This is a genomic window from Desulfovibrio faecalis, from assembly GCF_053570625.1.
In genome coordinates this window covers 1,565,258-1,579,953 of the sequence record NZ_JBRBQR010000001.1, presented here as the reverse complement: position 1 = coordinate 1,579,953, position 14,696 = coordinate 1,565,258, and the positions used below count along the sequence as shown (strand labels likewise).

General features: G+C 59.7%; 11 protein-coding genes and 1 tRNA gene. 7 read left to right on the top strand and 5 right to left on the bottom strand.

The features are described from left to right. Window positions 1-7 precede the first annotated feature (7 nt). On the top strand, window positions 8-2,410 hold the full coding sequence (locus ACUZ79_RS07145; RefSeq protein WP_449251153.1) for an MFS transporter: 2,403 nt from the start codon (window positions 8-10) through the stop codon (window positions 2,408-2,410). On the opposite strand, the gene ACUZ79_RS07140 is transcribed toward ACUZ79_RS07145, so the two are convergent. Together ACUZ79_RS07140 and ACUZ79_RS07135 are read right to left on the bottom strand one after the other, a co-directional pair. Next, the gene (locus ACUZ79_RS07140; RefSeq protein ID WP_449251152.1) at window positions 2,391-3,260 is read right to left on the bottom strand and encodes a formyltransferase family protein; all 870 of its coding nucleotides are present in this window, start codon (window positions 3,258-3,260) and stop codon (window positions 2,391-2,393) included. The genes ACUZ79_RS07145 and ACUZ79_RS07140 overlap by 20 nt on opposite strands. 95 nt (window positions 3,261-3,355) lie before the next feature. Next, window positions 3,356-4,057 carry a M15 family metallopeptidase gene (locus ACUZ79_RS07135; protein ID WP_449251151.1) on the bottom strand — a complete coding sequence of 234 codons (702 nt, stop codon included), beginning with the start codon at window positions 4,055-4,057 and terminating at the stop codon, window positions 3,356-3,358. Window positions 4,058-4,225: 168 nt separating this feature from the next. On the opposite strand from ACUZ79_RS07135, the gene selD reads away from it, so the two are divergent. The 6 genes from selD to lon all read left to right on the top strand — a co-directional run bounded on the left by selD (window position 4,226) and on the right by lon (window position 11,723). Beyond that, complete coding sequence (selD, locus tag ACUZ79_RS07130) at window positions 4,226-5,284, top strand: selenide, water dikinase SelD (RefSeq protein ID WP_449251150.1); 1,059 nt, start codon at window positions 4,226-4,228, stop codon at window positions 5,282-5,284. A gap of 243 nt (window positions 5,285-5,527) precedes the next feature. Beyond that, window positions 5,528-5,611 (top strand) — tRNA-Leu (locus tag ACUZ79_RS07125). A 28-nt stretch (window positions 5,612-5,639) separates the two neighbouring features. Continuing rightward, window positions 5,640-6,983: a trigger factor gene (gene tig, locus ACUZ79_RS07120; RefSeq protein ID WP_449251149.1), complete on the top strand. Its 1,344-nt coding sequence runs from the start codon at window positions 5,640-5,642 to the stop codon at window positions 6,981-6,983. A gap of 97 nt (window positions 6,984-7,080) precedes the next feature. Beyond that, on the top strand, window positions 7,081-7,689 hold the full coding sequence (clpP, locus tag ACUZ79_RS07115; RefSeq protein WP_192111300.1) for an ATP-dependent Clp endopeptidase proteolytic subunit ClpP: 609 nt from the start codon (window positions 7,081-7,083) through the stop codon (window positions 7,687-7,689). 1 nt (window position 7,690) lies between these two features. Further along, complete coding sequence (gene clpX / locus ACUZ79_RS07110; protein ID WP_240824178.1) at window positions 7,691-8,983, top strand: ATP-dependent Clp protease ATP-binding subunit ClpX; 1,293 nt, start codon at window positions 7,691-7,693, stop codon at window positions 8,981-8,983. Window positions 8,984-9,284: 301 nt separating this feature from the next. Beyond that, window positions 9,285-11,723, top strand: coding sequence for an endopeptidase La (gene lon, locus ACUZ79_RS07105; RefSeq protein ID WP_449251148.1), 2,439 nt, complete (start codon window positions 9,285-9,287; stop codon window positions 11,721-11,723). Window positions 11,724-11,827: 104 nt separating this feature from the next. On the opposite strand, the gene ACUZ79_RS07100 is transcribed toward lon, so the two are convergent. Genes ACUZ79_RS07100 through ACUZ79_RS07090 form a run of 3 tightly spaced genes read right to left on the bottom strand, consistent with a single transcriptional unit; the run spans window position 11,828 to window position 14,468 of the window. Further along, window positions 11,828-12,526, bottom strand: a complete 699-nt coding sequence (locus ACUZ79_RS07100) for a hypothetical protein (protein ID WP_449251147.1) — start codon at window positions 12,524-12,526, stop codon at window positions 11,828-11,830. Then, window positions 12,520-13,083 carry a bifunctional adenosylcobinamide kinase/adenosylcobinamide-phosphate guanylyltransferase gene (locus ACUZ79_RS07095; protein ID WP_449251146.1) on the bottom strand — a complete coding sequence of 188 codons (564 nt, stop codon included), beginning with the start codon at window positions 13,081-13,083 and terminating at the stop codon, window positions 12,520-12,522. The genes ACUZ79_RS07100 and ACUZ79_RS07095 overlap by 7 nt, the downstream gene beginning before the upstream one ends. Further along, a complete protein-coding gene (locus tag ACUZ79_RS07090) occupies window positions 13,083-14,468 on the bottom strand; it encodes a hypothetical protein (protein WP_449251145.1) in 1,386 nt (461 codons plus the stop codon). Before ACUZ79_RS07090 ends, ACUZ79_RS07095 begins: the two co-directional genes overlap by 1 nt. Window positions 14,469-14,696 lie beyond the last annotated feature (228 nt).

Genomic DNA, 14,696 nt, shown 5'->3' with positions numbered 1-14,696 from the left:
ATTTTCTGTGCTTATCCGCGCCACGCGCAAACTGCGCATCAATGCCCTGCTGCTTGGGCTTGGAGTTCTGCTGGTTACTCTGGGCTTCAACGTGCTGCTCTCGGTTTCCACGCTGAATACGCTGGCAACCGACATGGTGCTTTCCGGCTATCGCAGCGGTGCTGAACGTCTGGCCCGCGATATTGAACGCGGCATGCGCTTTGGCAAGCCGCTGCCTTCGTTCGCCGGAATGGACGAAATGCTGGCGGAACTGGGTCAGAGCGCGGCGGGCATCAAACGTGTGGCCATTATTGATGCGGGGGGGGCCACACTCTATGCCCAGCCAGCTCAGGGCTCAGCAGCGGAAGGCATATTGCCATCCGGTACGACCTCACAGACCAGCGAGGGCAAAGACGGCCCGCAAGGCGCAATCAAAACCGCTGATGGCTACCGACTGAGCATACCCCTGAGCAACAAAACGCCCGTGGGACACCTGCTGGTGGACATTGACGGCAAGCCCATCAATGCAGCTACGGAAAATTTTCTGCGGCTGTCATCCTTGCTGCTGGCAGCGGCCTGCCTTGTGGCGGGGCTGATTCTGGCAGGGCGTCTTGGCCTGCTGACCGGGCAACGCGCGGTTGGCACAAGCCTTTCGGGCATGACCAGAATGCTGCTCGTCATCATCGGCACATCGCAGTTGCTCTACGCCTGCGGTACGCTGGTGCTGTTCGATACCTTCGTCAAGCAGGCCATACGCACCAAGGCCGACATCCTCGCCGAAGGCACAGGGCGCGATTTTGAATACCTCATCCACAAAGGCGTGGATATTGCCAGCCTGCGCGGCAAGGATCAGGCCCTTGAACAGTTGATTGCAGCCAACAGCGAGCTTGCGGGCGCGCAGCTGCTGACGCCTGAAGGCACGGCTGTGGCCTCTGCCGGGAACGTGCCCGACCCGACGCTCACGGTTGAAAAATCACTGAGCACCTACTGGCCCAGCCGCTTCCGCCAAAAGCAGGAAGTGCTGCGTCTGCAACTGGCCGTGCAGCCCCAGGCCATCACAGCCCGCATATCGGCGTTGGCCCTTGACCTTGGAGCCTCGCTACTCATCAGCTTTTTGCTGCTGCTGGAGCTTTCAAAGCTGCTGGGCCTAATCGCACAACGCAACCTCCCGCCGGATGCTGCGGCGAACGCCCTTATGGGCAGCCATCATTCCCTCGCCGTGCAGGCTTTGCGGGCAGCGGGCTTTGTGTTCTTTTTGGGCTACGACATGGGCATATCGTTCATTCCCCTGCTGGCCCGCCAGTTGTACGAGCCGTTCATGGGCCTGAGCCGCGATGTGGCCATTGGCCTGCCCATCTCGGCAGAAATGGTCAGCGCGGGCTTTGCCCTGCTGTTTTCCGGCGGTTTTTCGTTGCGCTACGGCTGGCGAAAGGTCTTTGCCGCCGGCACTCTGGCTGCGGCTGTGGGCCTGATGATGGGCTGCATGGCCAACAGCCTGCACCTGCTTATTCTGGGGCGCGTTGCCACAGGCTTCGGCTTTGGCCTTGTGCTCATGGCCGGGCAGATCGGCACACTGGGCAAGGCCAATGCCGGGGCGGGGCTCACAAGTGTGTTTGCTGGCATTTTTTCCGGCAGCATCTGCGGCTCTGCAGCGGGGGCCATGCTGGCGGATCATGTTTCGTTTCAGGCCGTTCTGGCGACCGGCTCCTGCACCATATTGCTGGCGCTGTTCACCGTGATGCTTGGCAAAGACCCCGCAGAGGCCGCAACAAACAGTTCCGGCAACGCGGCCTGTCAGGGCTCTGGTGCGCAGACCGCTGCCCAGGGGCATATGTTTTCAGGCTGCATGCAATTGCTGCAAGACCCGCGCATGCACATGATACTCTGGCTGGTGGGCATACCAGCCGCCATGTGCCTGACCGGATTTTTGCACTATCTGCTGCCGTTGCGGCTTGCAAACGCCCATGTGGATCAATCGGATATCGGCCGTATATTCATGCTGTACGGCCTGTGTTTTATTACGGCGGGGCCATTGCTTGGCAAATGGATAGATCACAGAAAAGACAAATCCCTGTTTCTGACGCTCACAGGTCTGCTCTCCGGCATTACGCTGCTCATTGCGGCAACGGCTACTACTATGGCTGGAGCCGCCGCTGCGGTCATCTCCCTTGGGCTGGCCCAGTGTCTGGCTGCCCCGGCATCAATGATCTGTATTCTCACTCTTGCCTCGGCGCAAACTCTGGGCCGCGAAAAGACAGCCTCGATTTACCGTGGCCTGGAGCGCATGGGACAGGTGGCGGGGCCAGTGGTATTTGGCATTGCCGTAACCGTCATGGCACCTGCCAGCGCGCTGTTGCTCATGGGCGGCATCGTCTGCGCGCTTTCCTTGCTGTTCCACCTGATGTGGCGGCTCAGGACTCCAGCGAGCTGACCAGCGCCCGCAGTTCGGGCATGGCGGGATCACTCAGGCCGCCGGGCAGAAACCACGACAGGACTTCGTAATAATCTTCGGGCAGAACTATATGCCCGCCCTTCTGGATAAACCTGCGGAATTCGTCTTCGGTGGGATAGCTGAAGTATTTTCGGCCTTCGCTGCTCTGCACATGGGTTGTCAGCTCGCGCCCTGCCTCCAGTTCCGGCAGGTGCCGCAACAGGGCATCTATACCCGCAAAATAGGTATGCACAAAGTTCCACAGCAGGGAGCGGTCATAGTTGATGGGCCACCAGCCGATCTCCACTATGGGGCCGGTATCCAGACCTGCGTCAAGGTGGAAAAGCGTACAGCCAGAGCGCTCATTGCCATGTTCCATAGCCCGAAAAGGGCTGCACAGGCCTTGCAGATCAGGCAGCGCGCCGGGATGCATGCCATAGGTGCCAAGCCGGGGCATATCTATGACTTCCGTGGGAATAACGTAGTCGTACCGGCAAGAGATAACGACATCTGGCGCAAGGTCGCGCATGGCTTGCCGGGAGGCTGGCGACCGCATGGGTCCCCACATCTCCATATCAATGCCGTAACGTTTTTGCAGGCCCGCATAGGTCTGGCACCGCGCCGCATTGCCCTCAGGAAAGCGGGCTTCCAGCCAGGGCAGAATATGCTCAAGCACCATGCTCCGCTCGTGGGCCACAAGGCTTGCCGCGTAGGCATTGCTGCACTCCGCGTCCAGCACGTAATCTGAAAGAACCACAAAAACATCGTGCTTGGGGGCAATGGCTGCCAGCAGTCTGTTAAGGGCGACACATCCTGCAAGATCCTTCTTGGCGCAAACGACAACTTTCACGGCATATCCTTTCGTGGAACATTGCCCAGCATGCTACGCCGCAAGATTCTGCATGAAAAGAAGAAATATGCCGTGGTTATGCGCTGAAGCTCATTTTATTCCACCGCAAAATTGAAATAGGTATCCGTGTAAGGCTCGTTTTTAAGCGTGTAGTGCCACCACTCTTCTTCATAGCGCTTGAACCCGGCATTCTCCATAAGGCCCAGGAGCACAGCCCGATTGGCCTCCTGCTGCGGGCTCAGGCCCTTGGCCCCATGGTGCGAGGCCGCGCCAAAAAAATCAAAGGGGGTGCCCATGTCCACCTCTTTGCCGCTCATCCTGTCAACGAGGGTGAGGTCTACCGTGCTGCCGCGCGAATGCCCGGAGCGCGTGGCAACATAGCCCAGATCAAACACCCGCGCCTTGTCCACCTGCGGGTAAAAAATCGCCTTCATGCGCGTGTCGGCGGCGTTCATGCCCCAGCGTACAAAATGATCCACTGCTGATTGCGGGCGGTAGGCGTCATAAATTTTCAGGGTATAGCCCTTCTCTTCCGCCGCCGCTGCGGCCTTGCACAGGGCATTCGCCGCTGGTTCGGTCAAGATTGCCTGTGGTGCAAGATATCCATTAATGCGCTCTCCCACAAAGTTGTAGGAGGAAAAATAGCGTATTTCCTGAATAATATTCTGGCATCGGTCGCTTACATGCACAAAACCATCGTGCATGGCCGCCTGCGCGTGCCAAGGAAACAGCACCCCCAAGGCCAGCACCAACATCTGCAAAAAAAGAAGCGGATCGCATTTACGGCACGCAATCATGGTCGTCTCCTCAATTTTTTTCAGCACCCTGCGCTGACGGCAAAACCCAGTACACCAGTTCGGTATTGCACATTATAATGGTTCGATCGTCAATATGTCATATTTTGACCTTTTACCTTTAAGAAGGCATACTTGGCTGATGAACACAAAAATACCAGGGAGCGCAGCATGAAACTGCTGGAAAAAGCCCGCGCGGCCGGTTGAGCCGCCAAGCTGGCTCCAGGGGCCCTGGAGCGACTTTTACGCGGCCTGCCGTCTGATACGCGCCCTGACCTTGAGGCCAGGGTTCTGGCTGGTCGCGCCCGGAACGAAGACGCCGTTGTGCTGACCGTTCCCCCCGGCTGCGCCCTGGTGCAGACCGTGGATATACTTGCGCCCATTGTCAACGATGCCTTTGCCTTTGGACGCATTGCCGCCGCCAACGCGCTTTCGGATGTCTACGCCATGGGCGGCCAGCCGTGGAGCGCCATGAATGTGGCCTTTTTTCCGCAGGCCCTGGCAGAGGACGACCCGCAGCATATACTGGAAAACATCCTGCGCGGCGGCCTTGACGCCATGAACGAAGCAGGGGCTGTGCTGGCTGGCGGTCACACGGTGCAGGACGAGGAACTCAAATACGGCCTGGCGGTCACGGGCATCATTGATCCCAGCCACATGGCCCGCAACGATGGCCTGAAACCGGGCCAGACCCTGCTGCTGACCAAACCGCTGGGGACTGGGGTACTGGCCACTGCGGTCAAGGCCCGATGGGATGGAGCCGAAGAAAGCGAGGCCGAGGTCACGCGCTGGTGCTCCCGCCTCAACAGCGTTGCCGGGGGCGTTGTGCGCGACCTCAAAATCGCCGCCGCCACAGACATAACAGGCTTTGGCCTTGGCGGGCACGCGCTTGAAATGGCCCTGGCCTCGGGCGTTACCGTGGTACTGAATGCCGAGGCACTGCCCCTCATGCCGCGCGCCCTTGAATATGCGCGCGATGGGCTTATACCCGCAGGCAGCCACCTGAACAGAAAATACTGGGCCTGTTCCTCGCTTGTGGAAGACGGCGTGGACGAAGCGCTCACAAGCCTTGCCTTTGACGCGCAGACCTCCGGCGGGCTGTTGCTCGCCGTGCAGCCAGAGCTGGTGCTGCAGGCGCGCGAAATGCTGCTGGCTGGCGGCGATCTGGCCTGCGTGGTGGGCGAGGTTGTTACGCCACGGTCTGACGGCATAGCCCTGGTGCTGCGCTAACCCAGCGCGCAGCCCGGAGGCAGGGCTGAGCATACAACGCATGCAGCCCCCACGCCGCGCGCTCCGCATCGTGATGGTGATTTCGGCCTTTTTTTTAAAAAAATTGCTTGCCGTACCGCCATTGCGACTTATTTATGACGGAGATTTTCGGTTAACGCCCTCCCGCCCGGCACAGCCCACGGCAACAGGCGCGCCGCTCATGGCTTGCAGCCCACCGGCAAGTGTGCTATGGAAACACGCTTTGCGAGAGTGGCGGAATTGGTAGACGCACTGGACTTAGAATCCAGCACCTATGGTATGGGGGTTCAAGTCCCCCCTCTCGCACCATCTACCTCACCAAGAAAAGGAGTCCCTCGTGGAATATAGCGCAGAAGACATTTCGCCGGTCAGAAAAAAGGTCGTCATCACCACCGAAGCCCAGGAAGTGGAAGCAGCCATCATGGGCGCCGTGGCGCTGTACAAAACATCGGTGCAGCTGGACGGTTTCCGCAAGGGCAAGGTTCCGGCGTCGGTCATCGAACAGCGCTTCCGCGACAAGATTTATGAAGAAGCCCGCCAGGATCTGATCAACGTCCACATCAACGACGTGATGCAGAAGCTCGACGTTTCGCCCCTTGCCGGCGTTGACGTGGACGCCAAGGGCACCTTTGAACGCGGTCAGGGCTACGAATACAGCGTCGAATTTGAAATACTGCCCTCCTTCACCCTCCCTCCTTATGAAGGTATGGAAGTGGAGCAGGAAAAAGTGGTCGTGGACGAAAAGGAAGTGCAGGAAGTTATCGACCGCATCCGCCGCGACCGTGGCGAGCTTGTGCCCATTGAAGGCGCTGGCCCCGCTGTGGACGGTCAGGTTGCCACCATTGACTTTGCCGCTTTTGAAAACGGCGAACCCCTGGAAGGCGTGAAGGCCGAAAGCTTTGACCTCGCCCTTGGCGAACGTCAGGCCCTTGAAGATTTTGAAGCTCTGGTGAAGACCGTCCGCTACGGCGAAGAAGGCGAAGGCCAGATCACCTTCCCCGAAGATTTTCTTGCCAAGGATCTGGCAGGCAAAACCGTCACCATGAAGGTGCGCGTGCACGCCATCAAGGAGCGCAAGCTTCCTGAACTGAACGACGACCTCGCCAAGACCGTTGGCCTTGAAAGCGTGGAAAAGCTGCGCGAAGCCATCACCGGCAGCTACACCCAGAGCCGCGCCAACCTCAACAAGAGCGCCGCGCAGAAGACCCTGCTTGACCGTCTGCTGAAGATGGTTGAGTTTGAACTGCCGCCCAGCCTTGTTGACACCCAGGTGCGCACCCTGCTGGGCGACATGGCCTCCCGCCTTGAACGTCAGGGCCGCAGCCTTGATTCGCTTGGCAAGAGCATGGACGAACTGCGCGCCGAAGTGCAGCCCCAGGCTGACGAACTGGCCCGCTCGCAGGTTTTGCTGCTTTCCATCGCCAAGAAAGAAGCACTTGACGTTACCGACAATGAGGTCAACACTCAGATCTACCAGATGAGCATGCGCACTGGCGAAGATTTCAAAACCCTGCGTGAAAGCTATGAACGCTCGGGCATGATCTTTGTGCTGCGTGACCGCATGCTGGCCGACAAGGCCATGGATCTGATCTACGCCAAGTCCAAGGTGACCGAAGTGGAGCCCAAGGCGCCAGCCGAGGGCGACGCCGCGCCGGGCGCACCCGCCAGCGCTCAGGACTAACTGAAGTATAAGGGAGGCGGCCTTAAGGCCGCCTTTTGGTTTTATTTTGCGGCAACACCGCACCCAACCGGCCCACACGCCGTGCCAAGAGGCTCATATGTCGCTTGTCCCCATGGTTATTGAAACCACAGGCCGCTCTGAACGGGCCTATGACATCTATTCGCGTCTGCTCAAGGATCGTATCGTTTTGCTTGGCTCCGAGGTCAACGATACCGTTGCTTCCCTCATCTGCGCCCAGCTGCTGTTCCTTGAATCGCAAGACCCCGAAAAAGAAATCTATCTCTACATAAATTCCCCCGGCGGCTCTGTTACCGCCGGGCTTGCCATTTATGACACCATGCGCTTTATCTCTTCGCCCGTGGCGACGGTGTGCATGGGCCGCGCCGCCAGCATGGGCGCTTTTTTGCTGGCCGCTGGCAAGCCTGGCATGCGTTTTGCTTTGCCCAACAGTCAGATCATGATTCACCAGCCTTCGGGCGGTTTTCAGGGTCAGGCCACGGATATTGAAATCCACGCGCGCGAGGTGCTGCGCCTCAAGGAACGCCTCAACCGCATGCTGGCCGACAACACGGGCCGTCCCTACAAGGACATTGTCAAAGCTACCGAACGCGATAACTTTTTGACTCCTGAGGAAGCCAAGGAACTCGGCATCATTGACCGCGTGCTTGTATCGCGCAATGAAATGGCTCAGGAAAAGAGCGAGTAATATGGCCAAGAACGATAAACCTACGGTGAGCGAACCCCTGCGCTGCTCCTTTTGCGGGCGCACTGAGCTTGAGGTTCGCAATCTCATCGTGCAGGACGGCGCGAGCATTTGCGACAAATGCATCAAGGCCTGCAACGAAATTATCGCCCGCGACCAGATGGAAAGCCCCCAGAGCGAAGAACGCCTTCTTTCGCCTCAGGAAATCAAGGATCGCCTTGACCAGTATGTCATCGGACAGAACGAGGCCAAGAAAATCCTTTCTGTAGCGGTGCACAACCACTACAAGCGTGTGTTTTACGCCAGCGCCCTTGGTGACGAGGTTGAGCTTGAAAAAAGCAATATCCTCCTTGTCGGCCCCTCGGGCAGCGGTAAAACCCTGCTTGCCAAAACTTTGGCTCGCGTGCTGCGCGTGCCCTTTGCCATTGCTGATGCCACCACCCTCACGGAAGCTGGCTATGTGGGCGAAGACGTGGAAAACATCCTGGTGCAGTTGCTTCAGAATGCGGACTATGATCTGGAAGCCGCCAGCAAGGGCATCATCTATATTGATGAAATCGACAAGATTTCCCGCAAGGGCGACGGTCCGTCCATCACGCGCGACGTCTCCGGCGAAGGCGTGCAGCAGGCCCTGCTCAAGATCATCGAAGGCACCGAGGCCAATATTCCTCCCAAGGGCGGGCGCAAGCACCCCCAGCAGGAATTTATCCGCATGAACACGAGCAACATCCTGTTCATCGTGGGCGGCGCCTTTGTGGGCCTCGACAAGATCGTGGGCGGCCGCATGAGCGGCGGCGCCATGGGTTTTGGCGCCAAGATGCGTGCCAGCAAGGAGATGCCCCTTGGCGAGCTGCTCGACAAGGTGCATCCGCAGGATCTGGTGAAGTTCGGCCTTATCCCCGAATTTGTGGGCCGTATCCCCATCATCACCCATGTGGATGAACTGGACGAACCCGATCTGGTGCGTATTCTCACTGAACCCAAGAATGCTCTGGTGCGCCAGTACCAGAAGCTTTTTGAACTTGAGAATGTTGACCTGCGCTTTACGCCCAATGCCCTCAAGGCCATTGCCGCCAAGGCCATAGAGCGAAAAACCGGCGCGCGCGGCCTGCGCAACGTGATGGAACGCACCATGCTCGACATCATGTTCAAGCTGCCCTCCCTGCCCAATGTGCGCGAATGCCTGATCAATCAGGCTGTCATCGACAAGGGCAAGGAACCGGTGCTGCTGTTTGGCGACAAGGCTGAAAACGCCGATACGCCCAAGGCCCAGGCCGGGGGCGACAAGGCCTCTTAGCCAACCGCCTGGATTGCGTGCGGTCTGCCATTGCAGCAGGGCGCACAGGGGCCGCCGAGCGGTTGGCCCCGCAGGCAAACATGGCGCGCCCGGCAGTACGACTGTTGCGGTGCGCCGTGCGGGTTTCCTGAAATCCGCGCTGCGAAATGATTGCACGGCGAACCCTGAGCCATGTTGCGGCCAGCCATGCCGCAGGGCAACAGCTAACACCCCGCCTGACGCAAGGCATTTCACGGCAAAAAAGCTCTAAGTTCCGCCGGGCGGCGCAAGCCGCCGTCCGGCTTTTTTTCAGGGGAGAATTATGACAGACGAAATGCGCGGCTCTGACGCTTATATTGAACTGCCCATCATGCCTTTGCGCGAGGTGGTCATGTTCCCCCGCTCCATCATGCCGCTCTTTGTGGGGCGCGAGGCCTCCATCAAGGCCATCGAAGCCGCACAGGGCACCTATAGCAAGCAGATATTTCTTGTGGCCCAGCGCGAGCCGGAGCTGGAAAAGCCCGATGCTCAGGATCTTTCGCCTGTGGGCGTGGTCAGCAAGGTGCTTCAGATGCTGCGCCTGCCCGACGGCACCATCAAGGTGCTGTTTGAGGGCGTGTACCGCGCTACGTGGGAAAACCTGCACGAAGACGAGCAGTGCGCCATGGTGGGTGTGCGCCGCCGCGCTGAAAAGCAGAGCCGCCCTGAAGAACGCGAAGCTCTTGTGCGCGCCGTGCACGAGGCGCTTGAAGAATACGGCAAGAACAACAAAAAGATTTCGCAGGAGGCTGTGCTCTCCATTCTTGCCTTACAGGAAATCGGCCCTCTGGCCGATGCCATCATCCCGCACCTCAAGGTTGATTACCGCAAAAAGCAGGAAGCCCTTGAGATCGACGACGCCACCCAGCGCCTGGAGCTTGCCTATGAGCTTTTGCAGGGCGAGGTGGCCCTTGCCACGGTTGAAAAGCGCATCAAGAACCGCGTCAAGGTGCAGATGGAGCGCAATCAGCGCGAGTATTACCTCAATGAGCAGATCAAGGCCATCAACAAGGAAATGGGGCGCGATGACGACCCCCAGGCCGAAGTTGACGAAATAGAGCAAAAGCTCAAGGCCCGCGACATGCCGGAAGAAGCGCGCGAAAAGGCGCTCTCCGAAGCCAGAAAGCTGCGCAGCATGCCGCCCTCTGCGGCGGAATACACGGTTGTGCGCAACTATGTGGACTGGATTCTGGATCTGCCCTGGAACGACCTCAAGCAGATAGACATCAACCTTGAAAAGGCGCGCGCAATTCTGGACGGCGACCACTTTGGCCTTGAAAAACCCAAGGAACGCATTCTGGAATACCTCGCCGTGCAGAAACTGTCTCAGGGGCTCAAAGGCCCCATCCTCTGCTTTGTCGGCCCTCCCGGCGTGGGTAAAACCTCGCTTGCCAAGTCCGTGGCCCGCGCCACAGGGCGCGATTTTGTGCGTCTCTCCCTTGGCGGCGTACGCGATGAAGCTGAAATCCGGGGCCACCGCCGCACCTATGTGGGCGCGCTGCCGGGCAAGATCATCCAGTCTCTCAAGCGGGTGAAGTTCAACAATCCCCTTTTCTGCCTGGACGAAGTGGACAAGATGACCTCCGACTACCGTGGCGACCCGGCCTCGGCCCTGCTGGAAGTGCTCGACCCGGAACAGAACAATACCTTCATGGATCACTACCTTGATCTGGAGTATGATCTTTCCAAGGTCTTCTTTATCACCACGGCCAACTCGCTGCACTCCATCCCTGTGCCGCTGCTTGACCGTATGGAGATCATCGAGCTCAACAGCTACCTTGAAACGGAAAAACGCCACATCGCCCGCCGCTTCCTGCTGCCCCGCCAGCTGGAGGAGCACGGCCTCAAGGAAGGCAACATCCGCGTGTCGGACAACGCCATTCTCGAGATCATCCGCTCCTACACGCGCGAGGCCGGGGTGCGCAACCTTGAGCGCGAAATTGCCGCCCTGTGCCGCAAGACCGCCATCAAGCTTGTGGAAGACGACGACACCGAAAAGTGCGTCAACATCTCGCGCCAGAGCCTGCCCTCCATGCTGGGCGTAAAAAAATATCGCCATGACGAACGCGAAAGCGAACCTCAGGTGGGCGTGTGCGCTGGCCTTGCCTACAATCAGCGCGGCGGCGAAATTCTGCTGGTGGAAACCAGCCTCATGGCTGGCTCCGGTCATGTGGTGACCACGGGTCAGTTGGGCGAGGTCATGACGGAATCGGCCAAGGCGGCCCTTTCGTATGTGCGTTCACGGGCCGAAGTGCTGGGCCTTGATCCCCGCTTCCACCGCAAGATAGACATCCACGTGCACGTGCCTGCTGGCGCGACGCCCAAGGACGGCCCTTCGGCGGGTATCACCCTGGCAACGTCCATCACCTCCGCCCTGCTGGGTATTCCTGTGCGCAACGACGTAGCCATGACCGGTGAAATCTCTTTGCGCGGCAGGGTGCTGCCCATTGGCGGGCTGCGAGAAAAACTGCTGGCAGCGCGACGCAGCGGTATCAAAAAAGTGATCATGCCCCGTGATAATGAAAAAGACCTCAAGGAAGTGCCGGACGAAGTACTGCGCGACCTGGAGATCGTTTTTGTTGACCATGTGGATGAGGTTCTGCCTCAGGCCCTTGCCGCCACGGCGGAAGAAATCTTCTCCGGCCGGGCCACGGCGCTGCCCATCAGCCGCATTCTGCGGCCCGAAAAGCACGATGACGACAAGAACCAGCCGGCGCAGTAGCCGCACGGCGTCAGTGATAAAAAATCAGCGATAAAAAAGGGAGCCAGATGGCTCCCTTTTTTATTTCTTGCAGGTGCTTGGTCGCGCTAAGTCAACAGATTCTGCTACGGCTCCACAGCGCGGCTTTCTGCAGCCACCTTGCGCAACAGGGATTCCATATTGGCTACGGAGGTCAGACGCATCTCGCCGTTAGCGGATGTCACCCTGCCCGTCACGTCATAGGATTCGCCGTTGCCGCCGTCATGCACCACAAAGGGCACAAGCCAGCCATCGCCATCGCGCCGGGCCTGCCCCACGTTCTTGATTTCCTTGCGCCCGGTGGAGGCATCGGCAAACAGTGGGGCAAGCAGCCCCTGTGCGTTATTGCCCGAGGGCTTGCGGCCTGCAAATGCGCCGGAAGAAATGCCGTTGAGCACAAAGGCCCGGGTTTCGTTCAGCAGCAGAGAGCGCACGTTGCCCTCCTTGGACGCTGCCTGGGTAAAGAGCAGCGCAACCATGGGCGGCAGGTCCTTTGCCGCCTCCGGATCCTGCGCACGGCGCACAAAAAGATTCAGGGCCTGCTCAAGAATGGCGTCCACATCCACCTGCCGCTCAAAAGCTGCCACGTCAGATTTGTCCACAGCGCCGCCAGCTTCCAGAATGCACTGGCGCGGATCATTTGCAGCAAAGGCAAAGCTGGGCTGCACCACAACCGCCGCCCACAGCAGGGCCGCTACGAAGTAATAAGGCACACGGCCCAAGACCTTGCCGCCCGATTTTGCGCCCGCCTCCACACTGGCAGTCCGCCCAACAAAATTCAGCATATTCCCTCCGGCAACTGGCCCTTGAGCACAAGGGGCAGACCGCAGCTTACAAAAACTACCGTGCCGCACACGCGGGCCAGCGCCTGATTGGCAAGGCCCAGCGTATCCTGAAAACGACGTCCGAGGCTCGACATGGCGACCATGCCCAGGCCCGCCTCCACACTCACCAGCGCCAGCGGCAGTGGATAGGCCGCAATGCTGGCGGCCAGCGCATCCACGCGGTCAAGAATGTCCTTTTCCGTCATGTCCGCAGCCATAAGATTGGCTACCCACAGGCTCACGCAGTCAAACAGCACAACCCCCGGCCCATTGCTGTCGGGTTGGACCGCAGACATAAGAGATGCCAGAGCGCCAGCCGGGTCAAGCGGCTCTTCAAGGCAATGCCAGCCCAGACCACGCTCCTGCTTGTGCCGGGCAATGCGCGCCGCCATTTCTTCATCGTCCGCACGGCCCGTGGCCAGATACAGCCGCTGTGGGGCTTGCGCCTCGGCCCAGCGCTGGGCCAGACCGCTCTTGCCGCTGCGTGTGCCGCCAACAAAAAGAACTGCTGCGCCCATTACTGCTGACCGCCCACTCGGGGGGCAGGCGCACGTTCTGCAGCGCCACGCGCGTTTTCCGCAGGCAACGCGGGGGCCGCATGCCCCATCGGCGGGGTCAGCTGCGGGGAGGTCTGTATATGCCCGGCGTTTTGTGCGCCATTGGGAGCCGCATTTGGAACGGCATTGCCTGCGCCATTAGGGACCGCCCCCAGTGCGGGGCTTTGCGGCTGAAACGGCGTACCAGTTCCTGCCTGCGCGCTTCGCCGCGCCAGATCGCGCAACACGCCAGCCGAGGCCTGTACCGAGGCAAGAGCCTGAGCGTCCGCGCGCAGGCGGCGGTCAACCCACTGGGCCACAAACAGCAGGGAATCATCGTCCAGCGTCTGCCCGCCGTTCTGGCGTATGGCCGCAACCAGAGTGCGCTGCAAGGCGGCGCGTTCCTCTAGCGCACGGCGGTACCGGGCGCTCAGACCGTCGACCCGCAGTTGCGCCGTGGATATCTGCGCTTCGGAAGCATTGTTCTCCCGCAGCTGGTCTACCGCGAACACGGCTTCGGCCATCTGGGCGTTAATTTCCACTACTCCTTGCGCGGATTTGTCCTGCTCGCGCAGGCGGGCGCCAAGATTGGGAACAGAGGCCACGCCCTCAAGCGCGCCAGCCAGAATGACAAGACGCCCGGCCAGCGCCATGTGCAACTGGCGGATATGCTCTGGCGTAAAGCCCTTGGAGGCCGCATCGCGATTGACGGCATCCAGAAAGCGGTCCGCATACAGAGTGTACAGCCCGCGCAGCATGGTAGGATGAAAGGCGTAGCGCAGCAGGGCTTCGCGACCGCCCTTGCCGTCAGTGACATTGGCAAACTTTGCGCCGTAGCGCTGGTTGAGCGCCTGCACGCTGACGTTCAGCGTGCCGCTCTGCGGACCGGGCTTGAAACGGGCCACAACAAAGGCCGCCAGATCTTCCACAAATTCCATGCGGATATGGCTGTCTTCCGTCACCTTCTGGGGCATCTGCGCCCCGTTCTGTTGCGGATACAACCCGGTGGGCGTTGAGCCGTCCACAGGCGCTCCCACGCTGCCCTGCACTGTTTGCCCGGCCAGCGTGCCGGGGGAGGTGGGCGGGCTGACAACAGAAATGGGCGGGGGCGGCGGCGCATCGCGCAGCACATCACCCACCCCGGCCAGCGGGGTGCCGCTGGTGGCGTTGTTTATGATGTCGGCGGCTTTGTCCTTCCACTGATCGCGGGTTGATTTATCGCGTGTAAGCCAGTAGGTCGCGCCGCCCAGGGCCAGAACCGCCAGCAACGCCAGCACCACGGCCTTGCGCGCGCCAGCGCGGGCGGGACGGGGCTTGGGCATATTCACTATGTCCGGCACGTCCAAAGGCTTTTTTTCCAATTTCATAAAATTCTCCTACTGCGGCAGGCATGGGGCTGTGGCACAAGGCGCACTGCATTGGCCGCTGCAAAAAACGGCACAGCAAGCCATTATTTCCGTTTATTGCGCGTAAATGCTAGCATTGCTTCCCTGCGCTGTGAAGACATTTTCCAGAGAGTTTCTGGATACGGGGCGGGGAGTGCCCGCATTGCACCCCGGCGGGCGGCGGGGTATAGTAACAAAATTCGTACGCAG

Excerpts from the sequence above, each read along its gene's own strand:
- ACUZ79_RS07090 (WP_449251145.1), bottom strand. The coding sequence starts at position 14,468 with ATGAAATTGGAAAAAAAGCCTTTGGACGTGCCGGACATAGTGAATATG.
- ACUZ79_RS07095 (WP_449251146.1), bottom strand. The coding sequence starts at position 13,083 with ATGGGCGCAGCAGTTCTTTTTGTTGGCGGCACACGCAGCGGCAAGAGC.
- ACUZ79_RS07100 (WP_449251147.1), bottom strand. The coding sequence starts at position 12,526 with ATGCTGAATTTTGTTGGGCGGACTGCCAGTGTGGAGGCGGGCGCAAAA.
- clpX (WP_240824178.1), top strand. The coding sequence starts at position 7,691 with ATGGCCAAGAACGATAAACCTACGGTGAGCGAACCCCTGCGCTGCTCC.
- lon (WP_449251148.1), top strand. The coding sequence starts at position 9,285 with ATGACAGACGAAATGCGCGGCTCTGACGCTTATATTGAACTGCCCATC.
- clpP (WP_192111300.1), top strand. The coding sequence starts at position 7,081 with ATGTCGCTTGTCCCCATGGTTATTGAAACCACAGGCCGCTCTGAACGG.
- ACUZ79_RS07135 (WP_449251151.1), bottom strand. The coding sequence starts at position 4,057 with ATGATTGCGTGCCGTAAATGCGATCCGCTTCTTTTTTTGCAGATGTTG.